The sequence below is a fragment of the Paractinoplanes tereljensis genome, assembly GCF_016862435.1.
Taxonomy (GTDB): Bacteria; Actinomycetota; Actinomycetes; order Mycobacteriales; family Micromonosporaceae; genus Actinoplanes; species Actinoplanes tereljensis.
Genome location: NZ_BOMY01000002.1, coordinates 398728 through 423449, shown reverse-complemented (window position 1 = coordinate 423449; position 24722 = coordinate 398728). Strand labels below are relative to the sequence as shown.

Here is a 24722-nt window from a genome sequence, read left to right as displayed (position 1 = left end):
TAGGACACGTTTGCAAGCTCAAAAACGCCACCCTAGCCTCGCTAGTACATCGATATACAGAGTACGCAGGAGGCGGGGGACATGCGGGTTTTGATTTCGGGCGCGGGGATCGCCGGGCCGGCGCTGGCGTTCTGGTTGCACCGGGCCGGCGCCGACGTGACGGTGGTGGAGCGGGCTCCGGAGCCACGTCCGGGCGGGCACGCGGTGGACGTGCGCGGCGTGGCGCGTGGCGTGATCGAGAAGATGGGCGCGCGCGAGGCGATCCGAACCAAGCAGATCGACGACCGCGGCTTCGCCCTGGTCGATGCCAGGGGCCGCCGGATGGCCGCGCTGCCGGCCGACATGTTCGGCGGCGAGGGCATCGTCGCCGAGATCGAGATCGCTCGCGGCGACCTGGCCCGCATCCTCTATGACGCGACCGCGAACACGGTCACCTACCGTTTCGGTGATCGGATCGTGGACATCGGCGAGGAAGTGACCTTCGCCGGCGGGAGAAAAGACCGGTTCGACGTCGTGGTCGGCGCCGACGGCGTCCGCTCGGGCGTCCGCAAGATCGCGTTCGGCCCGCACGCCGACTATGTCCGGCCACTCGGCGGCTACGCCTCGTACTTCACCGTTCAAGACCCCGGTGACCTGGACAACTGGAGCGCGATGTTCAACGCCCCGGGCGGCCGGGCGGTCCTGGTCCGCCCCGAGGCCGGCGGCACCGCGAAGGCCAGCCTCAGCTTCCGCACGAAGGAGGTCTACGACCGGCTGACCCGGGACGAGCAGATCCGGCTGCTGACCGAGCGGTTCACCGGCGTCGGCTGGCGGGTGCCGACCCTGCTGGCGCAGCTGCCGGCGGCAAAGGACCTGTACTTCGACGAGGTCAGCCAGGTGCGCGTCGACAAGTGGGCGCGCGGCCGGGTGGTGCTGGTCGGCGACGCCGGTTACTGCGGCTCCCCGCTGGGCGGCATGGGCACCAGCATGAGCCTGGTCGGCGCCTACGTCCTGGCCGGCGAGATGTCCGGGAGCAAGAGCCCCGAGCAGGCCTTCGCCGCCTATCAGGAACAGATGGCCGACTATGTCGCGGAGGGCACCCAGCTGCCGCCCGGCGGGATCGCCATGTCCGCCCCGAACGGCCGGTTGGCGATCCGCGCACGGGCGCTGTCGATGTCGATGATGAACCACTGGCCGATGAAGCAGATGCTGGCCAAGCAGTTCGGCAAGGCCGAGGCGATCACCCTGCGCGACTATCCGGGGCTAGCGCAGGACGACGAGCCCGTCCAGCACGACTCCCGGGCGCTCGACCTCCACCCGTACCGTGTGCGAACCGCTGGTGGGCCAGGAGCGTGACCAGACCGCCTGCCGGTAGACGGTCTGCGGCGACCGCAGGTCGACGACGCCCTGGTCGGCGTCGTCGACGAAGATCCGGATCTGGCCCGATTGGGCCGCCCGGCTGACCGCGATGGCGGCCGAGCTGCCGGTGAAGGTCCAGGTGGCGGCGGATCCGGCGGCGATGCCGCCGAGGGCGACCCCGCCGAGATAGCCGGGGTTGCTCAGCGTGCGCCACGTTCCGCTGCGCTGGGCCGCGGTCTCCGAGACGACCACGGGCGTACGGGTGACCGAGCCGTCCACGGTGTTGCCGGCCCGGTCCGCTGCCCGCAGCGCGAAGGTGACCGGGCGGCCGGGCGCGAGTGCACCGTTCCGGCTGTGCACGGCGGTGCCGAGGTTCATCGTCGAGGGTTGGGTCATGGCGACGGCCGCGACCCCGTTCACGTCGTCGGCGGTCCACTGCAACTGGACCGGCACGGTTCCGTTCAACGAGCCGGTCCGCAGCGCGAGGGTCGGGCCGGAGGCGAAGACCGGGGCGACGGCGTCCGAGATGACGTTGGCGCCGACCATGGTGGCCCGGCCGGACAGGTGCAGCGCCCGGATCGTCACCACGTGCCCGCCGGGACTTACCCGCAGGGTAGTGGTGCGGTGCGTGCCCGGGGTGGCGACGGCGAGTTCGCCGTCCACGTACACCTCGAAGCGGGCGATCAGCGCACTCGGCGTGGTCACGTTCCAGAGCGGGCGGATCAGGCCCTTGGTGTAGAGCGTGGTGGCGTAGTTCGAGGCGCCGGGCATCCGCAGGTAGCGCAGGCCGGCCGGGCCCGCCCCGGCGATCGCCCGGATCGCCGGCAGTTGCCGGTACAGCGTGGTGCCGGGACATTCGGTGAGCCCGGCGTCACGGTGGCCGGCGATCCGCCACAGCACCGCCTTGGCGCCGGCGGCATAGCGCGGGCCGCCGCCGGAGGTGAGGACGACCTTGCCGTTCGGCGGGTTGCCGGCGGCGCCCAGCTTGTAGGCGGCGACGGTGGCGATCGCGGTGCGCACCGTGGCGGTGACGCCGACCCCGCTGAAGGTGCCGATCACGGCGATCGAGCTGGCGTTGGAGTTGAAGCCCATGGTGTGCGCGCCGAGCACCGACCGGCCCACGCCGCCGCCCCGGCCCTCGAAGATCCGGCCGCACTTGTCGACCAGGAAGTTGTAACCGATGTCGTCCCAGCCCCGGGTGCGTACCTGGTAGGCCTGGATGCCGCGGACGATCGCGGCCGAGTCGGCGCAGCTGTAACCGTTGCCGGTGGCCGTGTGGTGCACGAAGAAGACCTGGACCGGCCCGGTGTAGGAGGGTGCGACCCGCACGATGGACTCGTTGGCGCCCCAGCCGGCCCGGGTGACCATGCGGGGGACCGGCCGGGCCGGCATCGGCACCGCCGACCGGGCCGAGGTGGCCGATTCCGCGCGCCGGGACATGACCGCCGGGGGCCGGGCCGGGGCCGCCTTCGGGTTGATCAGGTCGACCCGCAGGCCGGCCGGCAGCGGCCGGCGGGCACCGGCGACGTGCGCCTCGACCGCGTCGGAGGCGCCCACCCAGAGCGGGTCGCTCGTGCCGCGCCGGTCACCGGCCGCGGTGCCGTCGGCCTCGACCGCCTGCCACGGCGTCCACCGCCCGGTGCCGAGCGCCCGGGTGCGCACCCGGATCGTGCCGTCGACGGACGCCCCGGGATCGGCCCAGCTGATGCCGAGCAGGCTGAACGGCCGGGTGGCGTGCGCGGTGGCGGCCTCGGCGAACGGAACGGTCTGCACGGCCGGGTCGGCGGCCGAGGCCGGCGGGACCGGACCGGCCGCGACGGTGGCGGCGGCGGTGGCGAAGACAAGGACGGCGCGGAACTTCGTCCGATACCGGTGCACGTGAACCCCCGTGGTACTGGTTGATCGGCCAACAGCCACGTTGCCGCCTGGCGTCGCTTCCGTCCCGGAAATCAACAACTATTTCGGGTTATTTTGCGGCGCAAAAGTGGGCAAAACGGCCAAACGACTGACAGCAGGGACTTGCGTCACATCGGTTAAGAACCTCAACTGACTGCCGATGGGACGGGGCGTGAGCAGCCCTGACTTCGTCGCTGAGCAGCGTCCGCCGCTGCGTGCGCGATTCGCGTGGCTGCACGTCGTGGCCGGCCTGACCCTGGTGACGGTCTACTGCCTCGGGCCGGTGTGGGTGCAGACCCCGGCCTCGGTTCTCGCGATGGCCGGCGGCATGACGTCGCTGTACCTCGGACCGAACCACAACCTGAAGGCGGCCGACCGCCTCCCGTGGAAGATGGTCCGCATCGCGGGCTGGCTGTTCATCGTCGCCACCGTGATCCGGGCCCTGGTGCCGAGCACGATGAACACGCCGCCCACGGCCATCGCGCTCATCCCGAACTCGTTCATCGTCCCGGCGTACCTCTGCCTGGGTTATGCCTTTCTGGTGATGCTGCGCCGGCGGCGGGCCGCCGACGATGACCCGGCCCGGATCGACGCGATCCTGGTCGGCCTGGCCGCCGCGTTCGTGACCTGGACGTTCGTGATCTCCCCGGCGGTCTACGACTCGAACCTGTCCGGCTATCAGGTGCTCGACGCGCTGTTCCCGATCTTCGACGTGGTCATGCTGATCCTGGTCGCGCAGCTCATGCTGGCCGGCGGGGTGCAGCAGGTCGCGCTCTGGCTGATGATCGTCGCGGCCGCCTGCATGTTCGTCGGCGACCTGCTGTTCAGCCTGCGCGACGCCCAGCTCATCGACATCTCGCCGATGGCCAGCAACGCGGCGTTCCTGCTGATGTTCGTGCTGATCCCGGCGGCGGCGCTGCACCCGTCCACCCGGACCCTGGTGCAGCCGCAGAAGGTCGTCGTGCGCGACCTGAGCAAGCTGCGGATGACCGTGATCGGCCTGGTCGTGGTGGTTCCCACGATCATCACCTCGCTGATGCCGGTCGGCGCCGTGGTCAACGACCTGATCCGGGCCGGGCTGTGCGCGCTGATCGTGCTCAGCGTGCTGGGCCGGGTGGTGCGCTCGAACAACTCCCGGGTCAAGGCCGAGAAGGTCACCCGGCGGCGGGCCACCCACGACGCGCTCACCGACCTGCCCAACCGGGAGCTGCTCTCCGAGACGGTGTCCCGCTGGGCCGACCGGGCCGCCAGCGACCACCTCGAGATCAGCCTGCTCTTCATCGACCTCGACCGGTTCAAGATGGTCAACGACCACTGGGGCCACGAGGTCGGCGACGAGCTGCTGTGCGCGGTCGCCGGCCGGCTCGGCGAGCAGGTCCGGGCCGAGGACGTGGTGGCCCGGATCGGCGGCGACGAGTTCGTGATCGCCCTGGCCAGCCCGTCGCACCTGCGGCTGGCCGAGTCGCTGGCCGACCGGCTGCTGGAGGAGTTCGGCAAGCCGTTCGAGCTGTCGGTCGGCGACGTGGTCGTCTCGGCGTCGATCGGGGTGGCCAAGTCGACCGGTGGGGCGCACGCGCTCGAGTTGATCCGGGATGCCGACACCGCGATGTACAAGGCCAAGGGCTCGGGGCGCAACGCGTACGCGCTGTTCGACACGTCGCTGCGCGATCAGGTGCGGGACCGGGTCAAGCTGGAGCAGGCCCTGCGCGGTGCGCTGGAACGCGGCGAGCTGGCCGTGTACTTCCAGCCGATCGTCGACGTCGCCGGCGACGAGCTGGACGGGTTCGAGTCGCTGATGCGCTGGACCTCACCCGAGCTGGGTTTCGTCTCGCCGGACGAGTTCATCCCGATCGCCGAGGAGACCGGCATGATCGAGGAGATGGGCGCCTGGTCGCTGCGCGAGTCGGTGCGGCAGCTGCAGGAGTGGCTCGTGCTGCGCGGCCCGCACGCCCGCCCGATCCACGTGTCGGTCAACGTGGCGGTTCGCCAGCTCCGCGACGGTGCGCTGGTCAAGCTGGTCGACGACGTGCTCCGGGAGACCGGTCTGCCGCCCGAGGCGCTGTGGCTTGAGATCACCGAGTCCGGCGTCATGGAGGACATCGAGGCCGCGCTGCTCACCCTGAACGCGCTGCACTCGCTGGGCGTGACGCTCTGCATCGACGACTTCGGCACCGGTTACTCGTCGCTCAGTTACCTGCACCGGCTCCCGGTCGGCGTCGTCAAGATCGACCGCTCGTTCATCATGGACGTCGGCGAGGCCGGCACCAACGAGCCGATCGTGCGCGCGGTCCTCGCGATGACCCACGCGATGGGCCACCGGGTGGTCGCCGAAGGCGTCGAGACCGAGCTGCAGCGCGACTGGCTCCGGGCGCAGGGCTGTGACCTGGTGCAGGGCTGGTTCTACGGCAAGGCCGAGCGCCCGGAGAACCTCATGAACTGGATCGATCGCTCGGTTTCGGCCTGATCGCCTGCTCGACCAGGCCGGTGATGGCCCAGCCGGCGATCCGCTCGAAGGACGGCTCGGTGCCCCGCGCCCCGGAGCTCAGCGCAGTCGCCAGATGCGGGAAGTCGCCGCTTGCCACGGCTTCGGTGATCAGCGCGACCTGTTCCGAGGTCGGGGTGGCGGCGGCGATTTCGTTCGTCACGTAGGACGCCACGAAGCCGGTGACCAGGGCGATCAGCTCCATCTTGGTGGGACCGTCCAGGCCGGTCGGCTCCAGCGCGGCCAGGCTCTGCTCCAGGTAACCGAGCATGTTGCGGCCGGTCAGGCGGCGATTGGGCAGGGCCGCGGGTAGCCACGGGTGGGCGAGCATCAGGGCCCGCTGCGCCGCGGCGAGCGCCATCAGATCCGTACGCCAGTCTCCGGTGATATTGATCTTGGGGGTTTCCTCCCCGACCTTGTCGACCATCAGGTCCAGCAGGCGGTCCTTGTCGGGCACGTAGGTGTAGAGCGACATCGCGCCGGCGCCGATCTCGGTGGCGATCCGGCGGATGGTGACCGCGGCCAGCCCCTCGGCGTCGGCGAGCCGGATCGCCGCGTCCACGACCTGCTCACGGGTGTGCGCGGGTGGGCGTCCGCGAGCCATGATTCCTCCTGCTACTATTTTCAGTACAGCGTACGAGAAAGGGAGCGTCATGCAGAGACTGCCACTCTTCACCCGGATGCTGCGGCGGCGGACCCGAAAGGGATCGCCCGCACGCTACGACGTCACCTGGCAGCCGGGCGTCCCGGTGCCCGCCGCCGACGGCGTCACCCTGATGACCGACCACTACGCCCCGGTGACCGGCGAGCCGTGCCCGACCGTGCTGGTCCGCGCCCCCTACGTGCGCGTCGGCTTCCCGTTCAACTACCTCTACGGCGCGCTCTTCGCCGAGCAGGGCTTCCACGTGCTGCTGCAGAGCAGCCGCGGCACCGGCGGCTCGGGCGGCGACTTCCATCCCTGGAAGGGCGAGGGCGAGGACGGCCGGGCCACCGTCGCCTGGCTGCGTGAGCAGGACTGGTTCACCGGCGAGCTCTACACCGCCGGGGCGAGCTACATGGCGTACACGCAGTGGGCGCTGGCCACCGACCCGCCGCCGGAGTGGCGCGGAGCGGTCATGCAGGTCGGGCACTCCGACGGGCACGACTTCTTCTGGCGTGGTGGGGCGTTCGGCCTCGAGCGCGCGCTGGTCGGCGGGACCGGCCTGTTCAATCAGGCGCTGACCACCTGGTCCTACGCGCGGGTGATCCTGCGGTTGCAGCGCCGCCTCGGCCGGGTGGTCCGCGGAGTCCCGATTCTCGACGTCTATCCGCAGGTCTACGGGGGCCGGCGGCCGGCGTTCGAGGAGTGGCTCGCGCATCCGGAGAAGGAGTACTGGCAGGACAGCGATCTCACCCCGGTCGCCGACAAGCTGACCGTGCCGGTGAGCCTCAGCACCGGCTGGTGGGACCTCTCGCCGGAGCAGGTGATCGAGCACTACCAGCGGCTGCGCGCGGCCGGCAACGATCCCGACCTGCTGATCGGGCCGTGGACGCACACGTCGGCCCTCTCCGATGGCTGGCCCGACCTGTTCGAGCAGGCCATGCGGCGGTTGCGCGGCGAGCCGTCGCCGTACCGGATCCGGATCTTCGTGGGTGGGGCGAACGAATGGCGTGACCTGCCGTCCTGGCCGCCGCCGGAAATGCAGGAACAGCGGTGGTTCCTGGGCGAGGGCACGTTACAGCTCGCTGAGGGGACCGGCGTCAGTTCCTTCCGGTACGACCCGTCCGACCCGACCCCGGCTGTCGGCGGCCCGTTGCAGTCCCGGACCCAGGGTCAACGGGACAACGCCGACCTGGAGAAACGGTCCGACGTGGTGCTGTTCACCGGCACGCCGTTGGAGGAAGCTGTCGAGATCGTCGGCGCGGTGCGAGCCGAGTTCGACGCCGCCACCACGGCCGTCAGCGGCGATCTGTTCGCCCGGCTCTGCGACGTCGATCCCACCGGCAAGTCGATAAACATCTGCGACGGGCTGACCCGTTTCACCGGTGACGGCCGGGTCACCGTCGAGATGGGACCGGCCGGTCACCGGTTCAAGCCCGGCCACCGCATCCGGCTGCAGGTCAGCGGCGGCGCCCACCCGCGCTACCTGCGCAATTACGGCACCGGCGAACCGCCCGGCCCGGCCACTCGGATGGTTCCCACCGACACCACGGTCCGGCACACCTCGTCCCTTGTGCTGCCGGTGGTTTAGCGCTCTCGACCGGTGGGGTAATGCGTCGCCGCTACCCCACCAAATCGAGGAGAAACAATGTCCGTTCAGGGACTGCTCTATGTGATCGCCGTCATCCTGCTGGTTCTCGCGGCGCTGCCGATCGGCACCCGGGGCATCAGCCTGGCCCTGCTCGGCGCGGCTTTCGCCCTGCTGGCCTATTCCTGGGACACCATCACCGCCTAGTCGTTACGGCTCGACGATGAGGACCACCTTGCCGCGGCCGTGCCGGGACTCGACCGCCCGGTGCGCCGCGACGACGTCGGACAGCGGGTAGGCGCGTACCGGCATGGTCAGCAGCCCGCGTCCGGCCAGCGCGATCACCTCGGCCAGTCGCTGCGGGTCGCGACCGGCCCGCACCACGCGGGTGCCCAGCTCGGCCGCGGCCTTGTCGTCCACAATGGTGCCGATCCGGTCCGGCGCGATGCCGATTTCTACGGACTGGGCGATCGCCTGGCCGCCGGCGGCGTCGAGCGCGACGGTCGGCGTACGCCCGGTTGCCCGTACGGCCGCAACTAGATCGTCGCCGTAAGCGACCGGAATCGCGCCCAGCTGCCGCAGATAATCGTGATTGGCCGGCGAAGCCGTGCCGATCACCGTGGCCCCGCGAATTCCCGCGAGTTGCACCGCGAGGGTTCCCACGCTGCCGGCCGCCGCATGCACCAGCAACACGTCGTCGCTATCGACCGACAATTCGGCGAGCGCTCCGCTCGCCGTCTGGGCCGCGGCGACAAACGCCGCGGCGGTCGGGAAATCCAGGCGATCCGGTTTCCGCACCGCATTCGGTACGGGCACGCAGAGCAGTTCCGCATTTCCGTTGAACATTGTCGAACCGAGTACGGCGTCGCCCACCTGCAGACCGTCGACGCCGTCGCCCAGCCGATCGACCACCCCCGAGTACTCCTGGCCGAGCTGCTGCGGGAAATTGACCGGCGCCCAGGTCATCACCCCTTGTCGATATCCCACGTCGAACGGCTGGACGCCGGCCGCCCGCACCCGGATGCGCACCTCGCCCGGGCCCGGCTCCGGATCGGGCAGATCGGTGACGCGCAGAACCTCGGGCGGACCGAAGGTATCGAAGACAACGGCTCTCATGGCCTCACTCTGCAAGCTGAACCGAGGTTGAGGTCAAGACCGTCCGGCCGTATTCTTTCCGCTCATCGATCTTGGGGGAGTAAAAGTGCAGCCGCAGCAGCAGGGCATCGCGCTGACGACCAAATACCACCCGCTCGCCTTCATGCTCGGGCTGTTCAAGCCGGTCATCGAGATCAACGGGCAGCGGGCCGGCAACGCGTGGGGCCGTCAGGTCATTCCGCTGCAGCCCGGCCAGTACCACCTGCACGTGCACGTGCCCTACCTGTGGCCGCTCGGCCCGGCCGACCTGCCGGTCAACGTCTACCCCGGGCAGACGGTGGAGCTGGAGTACCGGGCTCCGATGATCGCCTTCATCAAGGGCGCGCTGGGTGCGCCGCCGCAGAAGTGGCCCGGCCTGGTCGCCACGATCATCCTGTTCGCCATCGTCGCCGTCCTCTTCCTGTGCATCTGCGGCGGCGTCATCGTGGGCATCCTGTCCGACTCCGGCAGCAGCTCCTCGTCGTACACCATCCAGGCGGTCACGAACCTCCTGCGTTGACCTCCCGCACGAACACGATGCCGTCGGGCAGGTGGACCGGGTCCAGCGGGGCATAACCGAACCAGGGGGAGACCCGGGCGGTTCGCGGGACCGGGTCCAGCCGGCGGGGGTCGACGAGATACCGCTCCTCCGGCTGGTCGTACAGCAGGCCCTCCAGGGTGTCCGGGGGTGGGGCGTCCACCCCGTGGTCGCGGAAGGTGCCGAGGGCCGAGGCCAGGACGGCGTACGCCGGGCCCAGCCGGCCGGCCACGATCGCGCCGGCGCTCCACCACTCGTACGGCTGGTCGCCGAGCCGCATCGAGCTCCGGTTCCGCTGCAGGTGGCTGTTGTGCGCGTGGACCAGCACCGGGCCCCGCTCGGCGACGGCCAGCAGGTTGGCCGCCATCATCAGACTTCGCTGACCCAGCAGCCGCGGGATCCGGCCGGGCGAGGTGCCGGCCATCCAGTAGTGGTAGCGGAGGAGCCCGGCGGCGGTACGCCCACACAGACTGGCCCGCTCGTCGGCCAGCTGCGGCGCGTGCGCGTCGAGCAGCGCCACCAGGTCGTCGGCGAGCAGCCGCAGCTCACCGGCCTCGGGCGTCCGCCCCACCGACTGGGACGGGTCCATCATCGCGGCCGGGTTGGGCCACCGGCCGTCGTCACCGAGCAGGCGGTCGAGGGTCTCCGCGGTGCAGGGAAGCAGGTCGGGGTCGAGGCGGGCGGCGAGATAGCCGTGCAACGCGGTGATGGCCTGTCGGGGGCTAGCCGCCCCGGTGATCTCCAGCGGCCCGTCGATCCCGGCGAACCGGACCTGCTCGGCCGTGGGCCGGCCGTCGTTGTGGGCGCGCATCCAGCGCACCAGCTCGCGGTTGCCCGCGAAGACACCCCACTCGTGGCTGAAGCCGCGCGCCATGACCTCGTCGAGCGTGCCCTCCCCGGCCGTGACGTAGTCGTCCACGACCAGCCCCATCAGGCAGTCGCTCTCGATCGCGATCGTCCGGTAACCCTCCTGCTCGACAAGTTGCCGGAACAGGTCGTTGCGCGCCTCGAGCAACTGGTCGGCGCCGTGGGTGGGCTCGCCCAGGGCGAGCACTCGCGGCCGGTCCGGGAACAGCCGCAGAACGGTCGCGGCCTCAATCTTCTCGCCAGCAAACATAGGTTAAACGCTATCGTTGAACCGTCGGTTGAGACTTTCGCGCGAGATGAGCAGGGGCTTGGGTAAAAACCTTCAACTCCGGCCGATCGACCTCGCGCGCCGGCACGGCCTGTCCACCCAGGCGATCCGCAACTACGAGGCGGCCGGCATCCTCCCGACCGCGGCTCGCACCGAGTCCGGCTACCGCACCTACACGCCGCGGCACGAGCTGGCCCTGCGCGCGTTCCTCGCGCTGGCCGCCGGCCACGGCCACCAGACGGCCACCGCGATCATGCAGGCGGTCCACCGGGACGCGGACCCTTTCCCATTGATCGACGAGAGCCACGCCCAGCTGCTCGACGACCGGCGCACCCTGTCCGCCGTCGAGGACGCGCTCCGCGAGCTCGAACCGGTGCCGGCCGAACGCGGCCACACGTTCGTCGGTCCACTGTCGAGACGACTCGGCATCCGCCCCGCCACGCTGCGCAAATGGGAACGCGCCGGGGTGGTCCAGCCACCCCGCGACCCACACACCGGTTACCGGGTCTACCGCGCGGCCGACGTCCGCGACGCCCTCCTGGCCCACCAACTGCGCCGCGGCGGTTACCCGCTGGCCCGGATCGCCCCGCTGATCGACCACCTGCGCACGGCCGGCGGCCTGGAGCCGGTGGAGCCGATGCTGCGCGACTGGCGCGCCCGCCTGACGGCCCGGAGCCGAGCCATGCTCACCGGCGCCGCGGCCCTGGACGCCTACCTGTTCTCACCCAGCGTCATGACGCCCTGACCTTCGAGCAACCGCTCACTCTGGATCTGGTCCACCACGTCCGCCGACATCTGCCGCCCCCAGCCGTCACAGGCGTGCTCGCGCAGGACGGTCTGCGGGTCCACCTGGAGGCGATCGGCGATCTGCGCGATCCGGTCCTGCATCTCCTGCTCCACGGCCTGCCGATCGATCACGATGCCGTGCTGGTACAGGCTCGCCGTGAACTCGTCCACCAACCGGACGAGCGTTGTTCCTTTTGGCACCGATGTTCTCCTCGGATTGTCGCTGGTGACGACAGTGTGAGCGTTGATGATCTCGAGCTCGTGGTGGCGCGACCGTCAAGATCGGTGGTTTCCGCCGTGCGGGGTCAGCCGTCCGACTAACTCACCGCTGCCTGAATGGTCACGGCATGCCTTTCACCTTCCCCCTCGAACCGCCTGGGTAAGGTCGAGCGATGCCCGAGCTGAGACGCCTGCGAGCCGATCACGCCCCGGCCGTCCTGGCCTTCGAGTTGGCGAACCGCGCCTACTTCGCCGCCGCGATCACCGACCGCGGCGACGACTACTTCGCCCAGTTCACCGACCGCCACCAGGCCCTGCTGGCCGAGCAGGAGGCCGGCGTCTGCGCCTTCTACCTGCTGGTGGCCGAGGACGGCGCGGTGCTGGGCCGCTTCAACCTGTTCGACCTGGCCGACCACTGCGCGGTACTCGGCTACCGGGTAGCCCAGCAGGCAGCCGGCCGAGGCGTGGCCACCGCCGCCGTCCAGGAGCTGTGCCGCCTGGCCGGAGTCCGGCACGACCTGCACACGCTGCGCGCAGCCGCCGCCACCGACAACCCGGCGTCCCAGCGCGTGCTGACCAAGGCCGGCTTCCGCCCGACCGGCCCAGCCGCCCCCGCCGACCTGGCCGGCAAGTCAGGCACCTGGTACCAACGCGACCTGACCTAGATACCTTCAGGATCAGAGTCCAGAGAATCAAACTTTGCCGGTACGGGCGACACCGTAGACAACCGCAACTACCCCCGACCGCCGCCACCGCGCGACCAGCGTGCAACTCCGGCAGGTGCCGCGCCGCTCGCGCAACCGAACACCCACCCCCGGCGCTTTGCTCTGCGCACCATGCCCGGTTCTGCTTACCTCCGGTAAGCGCCGGAATTCAGGCCAGTTCCAGGTCGAGGGCCGGGGCGATCTTGCGGAGTTCCTGTTCGCTCCGAGCGGTAGGTCTTCAACGTCGGTGAGCCGCAGTGGGCGGGGAGACCCGGACGCGGAACTGGCCAGCGCGGGATGAGCAAAAGCCCGTAGAAGGTCCAGTCGCCTGGAGCGGCCTATCTGGCGCCTACCCGAGGAGGAGGTTGAGGTCTTGGGTCGGGACCGAGTCCGCTCACCATGGCGACACGTACCGCTGCGTCGTTTGCTTGCGCTGGTCTACCGTTCTGAGGATGTTCTGGCAACTGACCATCGATGCGAACGATCCGGCTCGGCTGGCTGCATTCTGGGGGCAGGTGCTGGGGTATCAGGCGGCGCCGCCGGCTTCGGATACCACCTGGTGGGCGCACTATCGCGGGCGGCTGGGCGGCGAGGAGTCGTTCGACGATCGGATCTTTGATCCGGCGGGGCTCAAGCCGCCGCTCTGGTTCCAGGAGGTTCCCGAGGAGAAGGCCGGGAAGAACCGGCTTCACCTGGACCTCTATCCGACCGAGCGGGACGACTCGCTGCCGTTCGAGCGGCGGGTCGAGATCGTCGAGGCCAAGGTCGCCGAGCTGGTCGGGCTGGGCGCCGGCGTTCGCCAACGGGAACGTGGCGACTCGTACTACTTCGTGGTCATGCGTGACCCGGAGGGCAATGAGTTCTGCGTGTCCTGATCAGTGACCTCAGGTGCTCTCCGGGCCCGGTCTCGCTACGGTTAGCGCGTGTCTGAGATCCCGTGGTGGGGGCTGCCCCTCGTCGCCGTCGTGTTTGCCCTGGCTGGGGCCGCTACGGCGCTGCTCGTGACGGCTCGTAACGAACATGTGCGCAGTCAGCGCAAGCGCACCCGGCGGTGGTACGAGGAGCGCAAGGACGCGTACGTCGCCCTGCTCGCCGTTTTCGAGCGCAACACCTACCGCCTCCGGTCCGCCTACGACTCCGGGGACAAGCCCGCCTCCGGCCTGGCCTACGTCGACGAGGCCGCGCCGGCCCTGATGCGGGTGCGGCTGCTGGCCTCCGGGCCGGTCCGCAGCGCCGCCCTCGCCGTCCACGTTCTGTTGCAGAAGCTGCACGGAGAGATGAACCCGGCATCGGTGTCCGGCGTTCAGCCGCAGACCCACTTCCGTGAGCTGCTCACCCAGGTTCCCCTGGTCATCCAGCAGTTCGAGGAGGCCGTGCGGGTCGAATTGCGCATCGATGTCGAGGCTCCGGCCGGGTCGGAACTGTCCAATGGCGAGGTTCGGGGTCGCGCCCGGCAACTGCTGCGACGCTGAGCACTGTCCTGGACACTGGCTGACCTGGTCTATATCGGGCAGGATCTAAGTCGTGACCAATGAGAAGCTCGACGAGGTGACTGCCGCGGTCGTGCGCAGCGGGATCGTGGCGATCCTGCGCGCGCCGACCTCCGATGGGTTCGCCGCCGTGGCCGAGGTGCTGGTTGACTCCGGCATCACCGCCCTCGAGGTCACGCTGACCTCCAAGGGTGCGATCGAGGCCCTGGCCGGCCTGCGCCGTCAGCTGCCGGCCTCAGTGGCGGTCGGTGCGGGCACGGTGCTGACCAGTGACGACGTGAAAGCCGCGGTCGACGCGGGCGCCGAGTTCCTGGTGGCGCCCAACCTCGACGTCGAGCTGGTGCAGTCGTCGCCGGTCCCGTTCTATCCGGGCACGGCCACGCCGACCGAGATGTTCGCGGCCTGGCAGGCCGGCGCCCGGTTGGTAAAGGTTTTCCCGGCGTCCAACCTGGGCCCCGACTTCCTGCGCAACGTGCGCGGGCCGCTGCCGCAGATCAACGTGATGCCCACCGGTGGCATCAAGATCGAGGACATCGCCGACTGGCTGTTCGCCGGGGCCAAGGCGGTCGGGCTGGGCGGTCCGCTGATCGGCGACGCCGCCACCGGCGGCAGTCTGCCCGCCCTCGCCGCTCGGGCTCGGCACGCGGTCAGTGCGGTCGCCTTCGCCCGGTCATGACCGGCGGCCTGTTCACCTTCGGTGAAACGATGGGCCTGGTCGCGGCGGACACCATCGGCCCCCTGGCGTACGCGAAGGGCTTCTCGTTCGGCATCGGCGGAGCCGAGAGCAACGTCGCGGTCGGGGTGGCCCGGCTCGGCGGCGAGTCCTGCTGGCTCGGCCGGGTCGGCCCGGACGCGACCGGCACCCTGATCAAGGGGCGCCTCGAGGCGGCCGGCGTGCGCACGATCGCGCTGGCCGACGAGGCGTTCACCGGCCTGATGGTGCGGCACCGCCGGTCCGGCCAGTTCGCCCACGTCGACTACCACCGGTCCGGCAGTGCCGGTTCCCGGCTCACCCCGGCCGACATCCCGGCGCACGAACTGCGCGAAGCCGGCATCGTGCACGTCACCGGCATCACCCCGGCACTCAGCGAGACCTGCCGGTCCGCGGTGTTCCAGGCGGTCGAGACGGCGATCACGGCGGGCGTGCCGGTGTCGATCGACATCAACTACCGGGCCAAGCTCTGGTCCCGGTTCGACGCCGCCCCGGTGCTGCGCGACCTGGTCGCGCTGGCCGACATCGTCTTCGCCAGCCCCGACGAGGCGGCCCTGTTCGTCGACGCCGACGACCTGCTCGGCGGCCTGGCCAAACTCGGCCCGGCCGAGGTGATCCTCAAGGACGGCGGGCACGGCTGCGTGGCGCAGATCAACGGCGAGCGGCACACCGTCCCGGCCCTGCCGGTGACCGTGGTCGACCCGGTGGGTGCGGGTGACGCCTTCGTGGCGGGTTACCTGGCCGACCGGCTGGCCGGCGCCACCCCCGGGCAGTGCCTGACCACGGCGATCGCCACCGGCGCGTTCGCGGTCACCGTTCCGGGCGACTGCGAGGGTGCTCCCGACCGTGCCGAGCTGATCGCCCTGACCGGCGGCGACCTCCGGCGCTAGCGCCTGTTTCGTAGCTGGTGCGGGGCTGCGGCGTGGCCCAGATTCCGCCTGGCGGCGTCCCGCGAGAGCCTGGTTACAACACCGGTAGCCAGGCCCTCGCGGGCCACCACCAGACGAAATCTGGACCTCGCCTCGCTCCCACCCCAACTACGAAACAGGCGCTAGCAGGCGTTCGGCGAGCAGCCGCCGCCGGCCATTCCGGGCACCTGCCCGGCGGTGATGGTGGTGGCCAGGCGGCGCAACTGGTCCTGGTCGTCCGGGCTGAGGCCGTCGGCGATGTCGGGCAGGCGGGTGGCCACGTCGGCGTACAGCGCGTCGGCGATCTTCTTCCCGGCGGGCGTGACGCCGAGCGTGATCACCCGTCGGTCGTGACCGGGGGTCTCGCGCTGCACGAGGCCGCGGCGTTCGGTGCGGTCGACAAGCTGGCTCAGGGCATTTTTGGCCACGCCCATCTTGCCGGCCAGGTCGGCCATCCGCAGGGGCTCGTTCTTGACCATGCACAGCAGCTGAGCCTGCGCCGGGGTCAGGTCGTGGTCGACGCAGATCTGCGCATAGCGCCGCTGAATCACCAGGGAGAGCCAGACCAGCATGTCCCCGAAGCCCTGATCCTGCGTCACGACCGCGTCTCCTTCATCACAGCGCTGCCGGGCCAGTCTAGCTTGCGACGGTTCACGCCATGAACTACTTTTCGTTCACGGCATGAACTACCGCGAAGGGCAAAATCAATGGCAACCGCATTTGACCCGTACGACCTGAGCGGCACCAAGCTCGCCAACCGCATCGCGATGGCCCCGATGACCCGGAGCCGCGCCTTCGGTCCCGGTGCGAGCCCGACCGACCTGATGGCCGAGTACTACGCGCAGCGGGCCGGCGCCGGCTTGATCATCACCGAGGGCGTCCAGCCGTCGGTGGTCGGGCAGGGCTACACCAGCACCCCGGGCCTGCACTCGGACGAGCAGGTCGCGGCGTGGCGCAAGGTCACCGACGCGGTGCACGCGCAGGGCGGCAAGATCTTCGCCCAGATCATGCACAGCGGCCGGATCGGGCACCCGAGCCTGCTGCCGGACGGCCTGATCCCGGTCGCGCCGTCCCCGGTGCGGCACGACGGCCAGGTCTTCACCAACGAGGGCCCGCAGGACATGGTCACCCCGAAGGAGCTGACCGAGGCCGAGATCGCCGAGACGATCGCCGACTTCGCGAGCGCCGCCCGCAACGCCATCGCGGCCGGCTTCGACGGGGTGGAGCTGCACGGCGCGAACGGCTACCTCATCCAGCAGTTCCTGTCGTCCAACGCCAACCAGCGCACCGACGGCTGGGGCGGCACGGTCGAGGGCCGGGTCCGCTTCGGGGCCGAGGTCGCGGCGGCGGTCGTCGAGGCCATCGGCGGCAACCGGGTCGGCTTCCGCATCTCGCCGAACGGTGGCGCCAACGGCCTCGTCGAGCACGACGTCGACGAGCTCTACCCGGCCCTGCTGACCGCGCTGGCCCCGCTCGGGCTGGCCTACCTGCACCTGGTGGAGAGCCCCGACCGGGACCTGACCCGCCGGCTGCGGGCGCAGTGGCCGGGCACCCTGCTGCTCAACCCGTTCACCGCGCCCGAGCCGACCGGGCCCGCGGCGCTGTCCCTGATCGAGGACGGCACCGCCGACGTCCTCACCTTCGGCGCGCTGTTCCTGGCCAACCCGGACCTGCCGGCCCGGCTCGCGGCCGGCGGCCCGTTCAACACCGCCGACTTCAGCACCGCCTTCGGCGGCGACCACCGCGGCTACACCGACTACCCGGCCCTCTAGGCGTTTCCAAAAACGGCCTAGCTGCCGGCGGCGCAGCTGGTGCCGCGCGGGGGCACGGTCCGGGAGATGAGGTACGCGTCGGCCAGGTTTCGCATGCACTGGCTGATCGAGTACGACCCGTGGCCGTCACCCTCGTACGTCACCAGCACGCCGTGCCGGCCCAGCTGGCGTTCCACATTGCGCGCCCAGTTCCAGCCGGTGGCCGAGTCGTGCCGGGAATTGAGCAGCAGCAGCGGGGTCGCGGTGCGCACGTGCAACTCGTGCTGCGGGTAGGTGACGTCTTCCCAGCCCAGGCACGCGGTCAGGGCCATCACCTGGGCCGGGAAGTGGGTGTCGGGGGCGACCCGGGCGGCCTGGCGCAGCAGGCTCGCGTACTCGCGGTAGTCGCGCGCCGGCAGCGACCAGTCGGCGCAGAACGCCGGCAGCACCACCGGCAGGCTGCCGAGCCGCACGCCGGGACGGCCGCCGTCGACCGCCTCGAGGTAATCGGCGAGCAGGTCGTAGTCGACGTCCTTGGTGCGCTTGTAGGTGATCGCGACCAGGTCGAACGGGGTGAAGTCGGGCCGCCCGGCGACCGCCGAGTCGTACAGGTGGTTCCAGATCGCGGGCACATCCCGGCCGTGCAGGGCGCACGACGCAGTGCGGTCACACCAGGACACGAACGCATCGAAGGCATCCTCGGACGCCCACGCCTGCGCGGTCAGGAACTCGGCGGTGCTGCGGCTGCTGTGGTCGTCGACGCTCTCCAGCACGATGGCCCGCACCCGCTGCGGATAGCGTTCCGCGTAGGCCTCGCCGAGCAGCGTGCCGTAGGAACTGCCCTGGAAAGTCAGCTGTCGTTCGCCGAGGGCGGCTCGCAGCGCGTCCAGGTCGCGGACGTTGCTGGTCATGCCGGCGTGGTTCCACAGGTCGCCGGTCCGCCGTTCGCACTCGGCCCACAGCTCGCGGTTGTAGGCGAGGGTGGCGTCGAAGTCGGCCTGGCTGGTCAGCACCGGGTTGGGCACGGCGGCGACCTGGGCCGGGTCGCAGCTGACCGGCTGGCTGCCGGTGGAGCCGCGCGGGTCGAAGCTGACGATGTCGAACCGGGCCAGCAGGTTGGCACTGAACCGGTGGTAACCGTTTGTCACCCGGTCGACGCCGGGATCCCACGGCCCGCCCGGCCCGAAGACCAGCGTGCCGACCTTGTGCTCCTGGTCGGGGGCCGCCCGCTTACCGACCGCGATCTTGATCTTCGCGCCGCCCGGGTGCGCCCAGTCCACCGGAACGGTGAGGTAGCCGCACTGGGCGTCCATGGCCTTCCCGCAGGTGAACCAGTCGAGGGCGGCCGCCGGTGGGGGCGCGGGCACCGGCAGCGCGGCGGCCAGCAGCAGGGAGAGCAGTGAATTCATGACGTCGAGCCTGGTCGATGCGGGCTCAGTGGTTAATCGGGTAACGCCCGGATCGAACCCGGAGAATCGGGCCCGCCCGGAATCCGGGCAAAGTGGGTGACCAACGACGGCGCCCGCGCTGAGTGGCACGGGACCGGCCATGCCCGTATTTAGAAAATGCGTGACCGGATCGTTCCGCTGATGGGCCGGATGGTGTCTGTCCTGCCGCCGGGCCGGCGGCGAAGGATGGGGTTATGACAAACGCTCTGATCGTGATCGACATTCAGGAGTCCTTCCGGGCGCGGCCGCTGTGGAAGGCGCTCGACAATCCGGCGCTGATCGGCAATGTTCAGCGGCTGGTCGACGCCGCGCGGGCCAACGGCGAATTGGTGGTGTGGGTGCTGCACTCGGAGCCGGGAAGCGGTGGATTGTTCGATCCGGCGAATGGCCATGTGCGGATCGTGGACGATCTGAAGCCGGCCGACGGCGAGCCGATCATCACCAAGACCTCGCACAACGCGTTCTCCACCACGAACCTCGGGCAGACGCTGACCGCGGCCGGGGTGCGTTCGGTGACAGTTACCGGGCTGAACACCGAGCAGTGTGTGGAGACCACCGCCCGGGTCGCCTCCGATTTCGGCTACGAGGTGACGTTCGTCATCGACGCCACCGGAACGTTCCCGATCGCGCACTGGGACGCCCCGGCCGACCGATCCGTGGAGGAGTTGCTGGCCGATCCGCGTACGCTTTCGGCGGCGGACATCAAGGCCCGCACCGCATACGTCCTGGCCGGCCGGTTCGCCACGGTCCGCAGCACGGACGACTATCTGGGGGTGTGACCGGATCGTGAGCCGGGTGGTGTTCGTGCTGACCCCGCAGGTCCATCTGCTCGATCTGGCCGGGCCGGCGCAGGTGTTCGGCACCGCCGACGGCTACTCGATGGCCTATGTCGCGGAGGCCACGCCAGTGCCGACCTGGCAGGGCGTGTCCCTGCACGCCGAGGTCGAGTGGCCGCGGGTGACCCCCGACGATCTGCTGGTGGTTCCGGGCTGGCGCAGCGGTTACGGAGCGTTCGCGGCCGAGACCCTGCAACGGCTGGCGGATCATCACGCGGCGGGTGGCACGGTGGCCAGCGTCTGCGCCGGGGCCGACGCCCTGGGCCGGGCCGGCCTGCTCGACGGCCGCCGCTGCACCACTCACCACGACCTGCAGGACTCCCTGGCCCGATCGTTTCCGCAGGCCACCGTCGTGCGCGACGTGCTGTACGTCAGTGACGACCGGGTGGTGACCTCGGCCGGCATCGCCAGCGGCATCGACCTGGCCCTGCACCTGGTGGCGCTGCGGCACGGCCCGGCCACCGCGGCCCGGGTGGCCCGCGAGATGGTGGTCTACGCCCGGCGCAACGGCGACGAGCAGCAGGCCAGCGCGATGCTGCGGCACCGCGCCCACCTGTCCGATGTGGTGCACCGGGTGCAGGACCGGATCGACGCCGAGTTCGCGGCGCCGCTGCCGCTGACCGACCTGGCGACCGAGGCGGGCGTCAGCGAACGCACCCTGACCAGGCTGTTCACCGCCGCGACCGGCCGCACCCCGCTGCGCTACCAGCAGGTGCTGCGGGTGGAACGGGCCGAATACCTGATCGGCCACGGCACCACGGTCGAGGCCGCCGCCCGGGCGGTCGGCTTCACGGATGCCCGCATGCTTCGCCGGCTCAGGGCGCGTCCTTGATCGCCCGGGCCAGCCACTCCGCCATCAGGGCCCGCTCGGCGTCGCTGAGGGCCGGCAGCTGATCGATGATCGCGGCGAACGCGACCGCGACGGTGCGCGCCTCGTTCGACGGCACGGCCGGCCCGTCGGTGAGGACCGCGGCCGTGATCGCGTCGAACATCGCGTCGCCTAGACCTGGGTCGTTGCCGGTCAGCATGGCCAGCACCGCGCCCCGGCCGGCCGCCTGGATCATCTCGACCGCCCGCTCCTCGCTCACCCGCAGCATGCCGGCCGCGGCCAGCCGGTGCACCCGGCGGCGCAGGATCTGGTCGCCGGCCGCCACCGCCGGTGAGCCGCGCCGGTGCGGGTCGCTGAGCAGCTGGAACAGGTCGGGGTTGGCCAGCCCGAAGGCGAGGTGCCCGCGCCAGCCGTCCCGGAGGTCGGTCAGCGGGTCGCGCTCGGCGTCGATCGCCTTCTCGCCGACGTAGGCCGCCATCGCGTGCTCGGCCAGGGCGTCGAGCAGGCCGTCCTTGTCGCCGAAGAGCCGGTAGATGGTCGGCGGCTGCACTCCCGCCGCCTGCGAGACCGCCCGGGTGGTGACCCCGCGGGCCCCTTCCTCGCGCAGCAACCGGCTCCCGGCCTCGATGATCGCGGCCCGCACCTCATCCATGTAACGACGATAACAGCTCTTGCGTAACGCCGGAAAATCAGTGCTAACGTTTCGTTGTTATCAACGTTAAGGAGAAGTCATGATCGTTGTTACCGGCGCCACCGGCAAGCTCGGCTCGCAGGTCCTCGACCTGCTCCTGACCCGGTTCCCGGCCGCCGAACTGGGGGTCAGCGTCCGCGATCCGGGCGCGGCGGCGCACCTGGCGGCCCGGGGTGTGCGGGTCCGCCGGGGCGACTTCACCGACCCGGCGTCGCTCGCCTCCGCCTTCGAGGGCGCCGACCAGGTCCTGATCATCTCGGCCTCGATCCGCGGCACCGAGGCGGCCGTGGCCGCGAACAAGGTCGCCATCGACACGGCCCGCGCGGCCGGCGCCCGGCGCATCATCTACACCGGTCACCAGGCCGCCGCGCACGACTCGCAGTTCGCCCCGATGCTGGTGCACGCGGCGACCGAGGACTATCTGGCCGCCGCGGGCGTGCCGTTCACCGTCCTGCGCAACGGCTTCTACGTCACCACGCTCGGCTTCTACCTGCCCCGGGCGGTCGAGACCGGGGTGCTCGCGCTGCCGGCCGACGGCCCGGTGTCCTGGACCGGCCACGCCGACCTGGCCGCCGTCGCCGTCGCCGCGCTGACCTCGACCGACCTGCTCGACGGCGTGACCCCGCCGCTCACCGGCCCGGCCGCGGTCGACCTCGCCGAGGTGGCGGCCCTGCTGAGCGAGGTCACCGGCCGCCCGATCGCCCGGGTGGTCGTCGACGACGAGGAGTTCCGGGCGGTCGCGGGCGAGTTCGCCGACTTCACCCTCGGCATGTTCCGGGCGGCCCGCCGGGGCGAGTTCGCGGTGACCGACCCGACCCTGGAGAAGGCCATCGGCCACCCCGCCACCGAGGTGCGCGACTACTTGGCGGCTTTCCCGTATCCAGCAGTCAATTAACGGTTGGTGACGGCGCTCGCCCGGCTCAGAGTGGGCGCATGACCGAAACGACCAAGGTAGTGATCATCGGAGCCGGGGTTGCCGGGCTCACGCTCGGCAACCTGCTGCTTCGCCACGGCATCGGCTGCGTGATCTTGGAGAGGCGCAGCCGGGAGTACGTCGAACGGCGGCAACGCGCCGGCACGATCGACAGTCGCGGGGTGCGCCTGTTCCGCGAGTGGGGCCTCGACGAGGTGCTGGCCGGCGAACCCATCGCCGAGGTCGAGGGCGGCTTCTGGATCGACGGGGAAGAGCTGCCGATCGAGTTCGACGGCGACGACAACAGCGACAGCGTCTTCTGCCCCCAGCAGGTCCTGGTCCACAACCTCACCGAGGTCTTCCTCCGCGACGGGGGAGACCTCCGCTACGAGGTCGCGGACATCTCGGTGGACCCGGAAAACGGCGTGGTGCGCTATCGCGACACCACGATCATCGGCGAATACCTCGCCGGCTGCGACGGGGACCGGGGCGTCAGCCGCGCGTCCATCCCGGCGGGGGTCCTGACCCGATACTCCCACGAGTACGGGTATGCCTGGCTGAGCGTCCTGGCCGAGGTGCCGGCGCACTCCTCCGGCATGGCGATCCACTCCCGGGGTCTGGCCGGGCTGATCCCGCGCGGCCCGGGGAACAGCCGCATCTATCTCCAGTGCCCGCTCGACGACACCGTCGAGGAGTGGACGGACGAGCGGATCTGGAGCGAGCTCGAAGCCCGGTTCGGCAAGCCGCTGACCGCCGGCCGCATCCTCGAGAAGCAACTCGTGCCGCTGCGCAGCGTGGTCTACGAGCCGATGAGCTACGGCCGGCTCTACCTGCTCGGCGACGCGGCGCACATCGTGCCGCCGATGAGCGCCAAGGGCATCAACCTCGCCCTCAACGACGCCGAGGTGTTCGCCCACGCCCTGATTCACGACCCGAGCGAGCTCGCCAATTACTCGGAGACCTGTCTGCGGCACATCTGGAACTACCAGGCCTTCGCGGCCTGGATCACCGACGTCATGCACAACGCCGGCGACTCCTCCTACGAGGGTGAGTTCCGCAAGCAGATCGCCCGGGCCGAGCTGGCCCGCCAGTTCAGCTCACCAGCGGCCAGCCGCCTGTTCGGCGAACTCACCGCCGGAGTCAACTAGCTCAGCGCAGCCACGGCGGCGGCACCCGGACGGCGGCCATGCCGGCCGCGGTCGCCGCCTGGATGCCCAGGTCGGTGTCCTCGAAGACCAGGCACTCGGCCGGCGGGACATCCAGCAGGAGGGCGGCCAGAAGGTACGCCTCCGGGTCCGGCTTGGGCTTGGTGTAATCGCCCGCGCAGACCAGCACCGGGAACCGGTCGAGCAGGTCGAGCGCCGCCAGCGACGCGGTCACCGACTCGCGGGTGCTGCCCGAGACCACCGCGAACGGCACCCGGGCGTACGCGTCCTCGATGTGCGCCAGCACCCCCGGCACCGCCCGCATGTCGCCGAGGCTCTCCTGGAAGAGGGCCTCGCGACGGGCGGCCACCGCGGCCACCGGCATCGCCAGGCCCTGCCGGGCGTTCAGATCCTCGATGATCTCGACGACCGTCCGCCCGCCCCACGCATAGAACAGGTCCTCGGGGAACTCGCCGCCCCACTCGGACAGCGCCGTCGTCCAGGCGCGGTAGTGCGCCGGCATCGAGTCGGTGATGGTGCCGTCGCAGTCGAACAGGTAGGCCTGGAAATCGCCGTCCGGAAGGGGTAGTCGCACCCGGCTATTGTCCCGGGGCGGCCGGTCCGCACCGGGCCCGGGTGGCTCGCAGCGATGCCAGTAGATGCAGCCGGTCCGCGTTCGGGCTGCCCGGCTCGGCCGTCCAGACCAGCATCATCGGGCCGGGATTGCCGGGCAGCGGATAGCTGTCCCAGTCGAGAACCAGGTCGCCGACCTCGGGAATCCGGAAGGTCTTGGTGCCGCGCACCGACTCGCGCACGTCGTGCCGGGCCCACAGCCGGCGGAACTCGGCGCTGCGGATGCTCAGCTCGCCGACGATGGCGGTGGCCCGCGGATGGGTGGGGTCGGTGGCGACGGCGGCGCGCATCATCCCGATGTAGTCGAGGGCCTGCTGCTCCCAGTCCGGGCAGCTGCGGTCGTTGGTCAGGGTGTCGTCGAACATCAGCAGAAGCATGTTGAGCCGCTCCGGCGGGTATCCGTCCGGGTCGCCGAGCAGCGCCTCGGCCATCGGGTTCCAGTCGAGCAGGTCGAGGTGCCGGCCGAGCACGACCGCCGGCGTCGCCAGCACCCGCAGCAGCCGCCGGGTGCTGTCCGGCACTCGTTCCGGCTCACGGTCGGCAGGGATCGGCACCGGCCGGCGAGCGGCCTGGGCCAGAGTGAACAGATGCCGGCGTTCCTCGTCGTCGAGGGCGAGCGCGGCGGCCAGCGCGTCCAGCACGCTGTCCGACGGGCGAACCTCCCGGCCCTGCTCCATCCGCTGGTAGTAGTCGGTGCTCAGGCCGGCCAGCAGGGCCAGCTCCTCGCGCCGCAGCCCGGTGACCTTGCGGCGGCCGCCCGGCTCCAGGCCGACGTCGGCCGGCCGCAGCCGGCTGCGCCGGGCGCGGAGAAAATCACCGAGCTCACGAGCGTACGGATGGGTCATGCCCCCCAGTGTGCCGCCGCGGCGGAGTCGCAAGGTAGGTCTGGCAGTACTACGGAAACCG

Annotated in this window: 26 protein-coding genes; 16 read left to right on the top strand and 10 right to left on the bottom strand. The window is 70.7% G+C overall.

What is annotated here, in order from left to right:
• Positions 1–81 precede the first annotated feature (81 nt).
• Positions 82–1335: an FAD-dependent monooxygenase gene (locus Ate02nite_RS03240; protein WP_203798480.1), complete on the top strand. Its 1254-nt coding sequence runs from the start codon at positions 82–84 to the stop codon at positions 1333–1335.
• Here the strand turns inward: Ate02nite_RS03240 and Ate02nite_RS03235 are convergent.
• A complete protein-coding gene (locus Ate02nite_RS03235; protein WP_203798478.1) occupies positions 1243–3216 on the bottom strand; it encodes an N-acetylmuramoyl-L-alanine amidase in 1974 nt (657 codons plus the stop codon). The genes Ate02nite_RS03240 and Ate02nite_RS03235 overlap by 93 nt on opposite strands.
• A gap of 190 nt (positions 3217–3406) precedes the next feature.
• On the opposite strand from Ate02nite_RS03235, the gene Ate02nite_RS03230 reads away from it, so the two are divergent.
• On the top strand, positions 3407–5698 hold the full coding sequence (locus tag Ate02nite_RS03230) for a putative bifunctional diguanylate cyclase/phosphodiesterase (protein WP_239147079.1): 2292 nt from the start codon (positions 3407–3409) through the stop codon (positions 5696–5698).
• Here Ate02nite_RS03230 and Ate02nite_RS03225 read toward each other — a convergent pair.
• Complete coding sequence (locus tag Ate02nite_RS03225; protein ID WP_203798469.1) at positions 5664–6320, bottom strand: TetR/AcrR family transcriptional regulator; 657 nt, start codon at positions 6318–6320, stop codon at positions 5664–5666. The two genes, Ate02nite_RS03230 and Ate02nite_RS03225, sit on opposite strands and share 35 nt — an antisense overlap.
• 49 nt (positions 6321–6369) lie before the next feature.
• Between Ate02nite_RS03225 and Ate02nite_RS03220 the strand changes: the two genes are divergently transcribed.
• Both Ate02nite_RS03220 and Ate02nite_RS03215 read left to right on the top strand, forming a co-directional pair.
• Positions 6370–7947 carry a CocE/NonD family hydrolase gene (locus tag Ate02nite_RS03220; protein WP_203798467.1) on the top strand — a complete coding sequence of 526 codons (1578 nt, stop codon included), beginning with the start codon at positions 6370–6372 and terminating at the stop codon, positions 7945–7947.
• A 57-nt stretch (positions 7948–8004) separates the two neighbouring features.
• A complete protein-coding gene (locus Ate02nite_RS03215) occupies positions 8005–8151 on the top strand; it encodes a hypothetical protein (protein ID WP_203798465.1) in 147 nt (48 codons plus the stop codon).
• Positions 8152–8154: 3 nt separating this feature from the next.
• Here the strand turns inward: Ate02nite_RS03215 and Ate02nite_RS03210 are convergent, their stop codons facing one another.
• The gene (locus Ate02nite_RS03210; protein ID WP_203798464.1) at positions 8155–9060 is read right to left on the bottom strand and encodes an NADP-dependent oxidoreductase; all 906 of its coding nucleotides are present in this window, start codon (positions 9058–9060) and stop codon (positions 8155–8157) included.
• A gap of 85 nt (positions 9061–9145) precedes the next feature.
• Here Ate02nite_RS03210 and Ate02nite_RS03205 point away from each other — a divergent pair, with 85 nt between their 5' ends.
• Positions 9146–9598, top strand: a complete 453-nt coding sequence (locus Ate02nite_RS03205) for a hypothetical protein (RefSeq protein WP_203798463.1) — start codon at positions 9146–9148, stop codon at positions 9596–9598.
• On the opposite strand, the gene Ate02nite_RS03200 is transcribed toward Ate02nite_RS03205, so the two are convergent.
• Positions 9579–10733, bottom strand: coding sequence for an erythromycin esterase family protein (locus tag Ate02nite_RS03200; RefSeq protein ID WP_203798461.1), 1155 nt, complete (start codon positions 10731–10733; stop codon positions 9579–9581). The genes Ate02nite_RS03205 and Ate02nite_RS03200 overlap by 20 nt on opposite strands.
• 58 nt (positions 10734–10791) lie before the next feature.
• On the opposite strand from Ate02nite_RS03200, the gene Ate02nite_RS03195 reads away from it, so the two are divergent.
• Complete coding sequence (locus tag Ate02nite_RS03195) at positions 10792–11496, top strand: TioE family transcriptional regulator (RefSeq protein ID WP_239147078.1); 705 nt, start codon at positions 10792–10794, stop codon at positions 11494–11496.
• On the opposite strand, the gene Ate02nite_RS03190 is transcribed toward Ate02nite_RS03195, so the two are convergent.
• Positions 11463–11738, bottom strand: coding sequence for a hypothetical protein (locus Ate02nite_RS03190; protein WP_203798458.1), 276 nt, complete (start codon positions 11736–11738; stop codon positions 11463–11465). The two genes, Ate02nite_RS03195 and Ate02nite_RS03190, sit on opposite strands and share 34 nt — an antisense overlap.
• A gap of 191 nt (positions 11739–11929) precedes the next feature.
• Between Ate02nite_RS03190 and Ate02nite_RS03185 the strand changes: the two genes are divergently transcribed.
• The 5 genes from Ate02nite_RS03185 (at position 11930) to Ate02nite_RS03165 (ending at position 15552) form a co-directional block, all read left to right on the top strand.
• On the top strand, positions 11930–12421 hold the full coding sequence (locus Ate02nite_RS03185) for a GNAT family N-acetyltransferase (protein ID WP_203798456.1): 492 nt from the start codon (positions 11930–11932) through the stop codon (positions 12419–12421).
• A 491-nt stretch (positions 12422–12912) separates the two neighbouring features.
• A complete protein-coding gene (locus tag Ate02nite_RS03180) occupies positions 12913–13335 on the top strand; it encodes a VOC family protein (RefSeq protein WP_203798455.1) in 423 nt (140 codons plus the stop codon).
• Positions 13336–13383: 48 nt separating this feature from the next.
• On the top strand, positions 13384–13932 hold the full coding sequence (locus Ate02nite_RS03175) for a hypothetical protein (RefSeq protein WP_203798453.1): 549 nt from the start codon (positions 13384–13386) through the stop codon (positions 13930–13932).
• A 52-nt stretch (positions 13933–13984) separates the two neighbouring features.
• Complete coding sequence (locus tag Ate02nite_RS03170; protein WP_203798451.1) at positions 13985–14626, top strand: bifunctional 4-hydroxy-2-oxoglutarate aldolase/2-dehydro-3-deoxy-phosphogluconate aldolase; 642 nt, start codon at positions 13985–13987, stop codon at positions 14624–14626.
• Positions 14623–15552 (top strand): sugar kinase, encoded by a 930-nt coding sequence (locus Ate02nite_RS03165; protein WP_203798449.1) that lies wholly within the window; start codon positions 14623–14625, stop codon positions 15550–15552. The genes Ate02nite_RS03170 and Ate02nite_RS03165 overlap by 4 nt, the downstream gene beginning before the upstream one ends.
• Positions 15553–15713: 161 nt before the next feature.
• Here Ate02nite_RS03165 and Ate02nite_RS03160 read toward each other — a convergent pair whose 3' ends face one another.
• Positions 15714–16169, bottom strand: coding sequence for a MarR family winged helix-turn-helix transcriptional regulator (locus Ate02nite_RS03160; protein WP_239147077.1), 456 nt, complete (start codon positions 16167–16169; stop codon positions 15714–15716).
• Between the two features lie 108 nt (positions 16170–16277).
• Between Ate02nite_RS03160 and Ate02nite_RS03155 the strand changes: the two genes are divergently transcribed.
• Positions 16278–17342: an alkene reductase gene (locus Ate02nite_RS03155; RefSeq protein ID WP_203798448.1), complete on the top strand. Its 1065-nt coding sequence runs from the start codon at positions 16278–16280 to the stop codon at positions 17340–17342.
• 17 nt (positions 17343–17359) lie between these two features.
• Here Ate02nite_RS03155 and Ate02nite_RS03150 read toward each other — a convergent pair whose 3' ends face one another.
• Positions 17360–18730, bottom strand: coding sequence for an alpha/beta fold hydrolase (locus tag Ate02nite_RS03150; protein ID WP_203798446.1), 1371 nt, complete (start codon positions 18728–18730; stop codon positions 17360–17362).
• Positions 18731–18963: 233 nt separating this feature from the next.
• On the opposite strand from Ate02nite_RS03150, the gene Ate02nite_RS03145 reads away from it, so the two are divergent.
• Positions 18964–19548, top strand: coding sequence for a cysteine hydrolase family protein (locus Ate02nite_RS03145; protein ID WP_203798444.1), 585 nt, complete (start codon positions 18964–18966; stop codon positions 19546–19548).
• A gap of 7 nt (positions 19549–19555) precedes the next feature.
• Entirely contained in the window at positions 19556–20437 is an 882-nt protein-coding gene (locus tag Ate02nite_RS03140; protein WP_203798442.1) for a GlxA family transcriptional regulator, read from the top strand.
• On the opposite strand, the gene Ate02nite_RS03135 is transcribed toward Ate02nite_RS03140, so the two are convergent.
• Entirely contained in the window at positions 20421–21086 is a 666-nt protein-coding gene (locus Ate02nite_RS03135) for a TetR/AcrR family transcriptional regulator (RefSeq protein WP_203798440.1), read from the bottom strand. The two genes, Ate02nite_RS03140 and Ate02nite_RS03135, sit on opposite strands and share 17 nt — an antisense overlap.
• A gap of 79 nt (positions 21087–21165) precedes the next feature.
• Here Ate02nite_RS03135 and Ate02nite_RS03130 point away from each other — a divergent pair, with 79 nt between their 5' ends.
• On the top strand, positions 21166–22020 hold the full coding sequence (locus Ate02nite_RS03130; RefSeq protein WP_203798438.1) for an NmrA family NAD(P)-binding protein: 855 nt from the start codon (positions 21166–21168) through the stop codon (positions 22018–22020).
• A gap of 38 nt (positions 22021–22058) precedes the next feature.
• A complete protein-coding gene (locus Ate02nite_RS03125) occupies positions 22059–23186 on the top strand; it encodes a 4-hydroxybenzoate 3-monooxygenase (RefSeq protein ID WP_203798436.1) in 1128 nt (375 codons plus the stop codon).
• 1 nt (position 23187) lies between these two features.
• On the opposite strand, the gene Ate02nite_RS03120 is transcribed toward Ate02nite_RS03125, so the two are convergent.
• Together Ate02nite_RS03120 and Ate02nite_RS03115 are read right to left on the bottom strand one after the other, a co-directional pair.
• Complete coding sequence (locus Ate02nite_RS03120; protein WP_203798434.1) at positions 23188–23778, bottom strand: HAD family hydrolase; 591 nt, start codon at positions 23776–23778, stop codon at positions 23188–23190.
• 4 nt (positions 23779–23782) lie between these two features.
• Positions 23783–24661: a helix-turn-helix transcriptional regulator gene (locus tag Ate02nite_RS03115; protein ID WP_203798432.1), complete on the bottom strand. Its 879-nt coding sequence runs from the start codon at positions 24659–24661 to the stop codon at positions 23783–23785.
• Positions 24662–24722: the final 61 nt, after the last annotated feature.

Excerpts from the sequence above, each read along its gene's own strand:
- Ate02nite_RS03240 (WP_203798480.1), top strand. The coding sequence starts at position 82 with ATGCGGGTTTTGATTTCGGGCGCGGGGATCGCCGGGCCGGCGCTGGCG.
- Ate02nite_RS03225 (WP_203798469.1), bottom strand. The coding sequence starts at position 6,320 with ATGGCTCGCGGACGCCCACCCGCGCACACCCGTGAGCAGGTCGTGGAC.
- Ate02nite_RS03220 (WP_203798467.1), top strand. The coding sequence starts at position 6,370 with ATGCAGAGACTGCCACTCTTCACCCGGATGCTGCGGCGGCGGACCCGA.
- Ate02nite_RS03215 (WP_203798465.1), top strand. The coding sequence starts at position 8,005 with ATGTCCGTTCAGGGACTGCTCTATGTGATCGCCGTCATCCTGCTGGTT.
- Ate02nite_RS03210 (WP_203798464.1), bottom strand. The coding sequence starts at position 9,060 with ATGAGAGCCGTTGTCTTCGATACCTTCGGTCCGCCCGAGGTTCTGCGC.
- Ate02nite_RS03200 (WP_203798461.1), bottom strand. The coding sequence starts at position 10,733 with ATGTTTGCTGGCGAGAAGATTGAGGCCGCGACCGTTCTGCGGCTGTTC.
- Ate02nite_RS03185 (WP_203798456.1), top strand. The coding sequence starts at position 11,930 with ATGCCCGAGCTGAGACGCCTGCGAGCCGATCACGCCCCGGCCGTCCTG.
- Ate02nite_RS03180 (WP_203798455.1), top strand. The coding sequence starts at position 12,913 with ATGTTCTGGCAACTGACCATCGATGCGAACGATCCGGCTCGGCTGGCT.
- Ate02nite_RS03165 (WP_203798449.1), top strand. The coding sequence starts at position 14,623 with ATGACCGGCGGCCTGTTCACCTTCGGTGAAACGATGGGCCTGGTCGCG.
- Ate02nite_RS03155 (WP_203798448.1), top strand. The coding sequence starts at position 16,278 with ATGGCAACCGCATTTGACCCGTACGACCTGAGCGGCACCAAGCTCGCC.
- Ate02nite_RS03150 (WP_203798446.1), bottom strand. The coding sequence starts at position 18,730 with ATGAATTCACTGCTCTCCCTGCTGCTGGCCGCCGCGCTGCCGGTGCCC.
- Ate02nite_RS03145 (WP_203798444.1), top strand. The coding sequence starts at position 18,964 with ATGACAAACGCTCTGATCGTGATCGACATTCAGGAGTCCTTCCGGGCG.
- Ate02nite_RS03135 (WP_203798440.1), bottom strand. The coding sequence starts at position 21,086 with ATGGATGAGGTGCGGGCCGCGATCATCGAGGCCGGGAGCCGGTTGCTG.
- Ate02nite_RS03130 (WP_203798438.1), top strand. The coding sequence starts at position 21,166 with ATGATCGTTGTTACCGGCGCCACCGGCAAGCTCGGCTCGCAGGTCCTC.
- Ate02nite_RS03125 (WP_203798436.1), top strand. The coding sequence starts at position 22,059 with ATGACCGAAACGACCAAGGTAGTGATCATCGGAGCCGGGGTTGCCGGG.
- Ate02nite_RS03115 (WP_203798432.1), bottom strand. The coding sequence starts at position 24,661 with ATGACCCATCCGTACGCTCGTGAGCTCGGTGATTTTCTCCGCGCCCGG.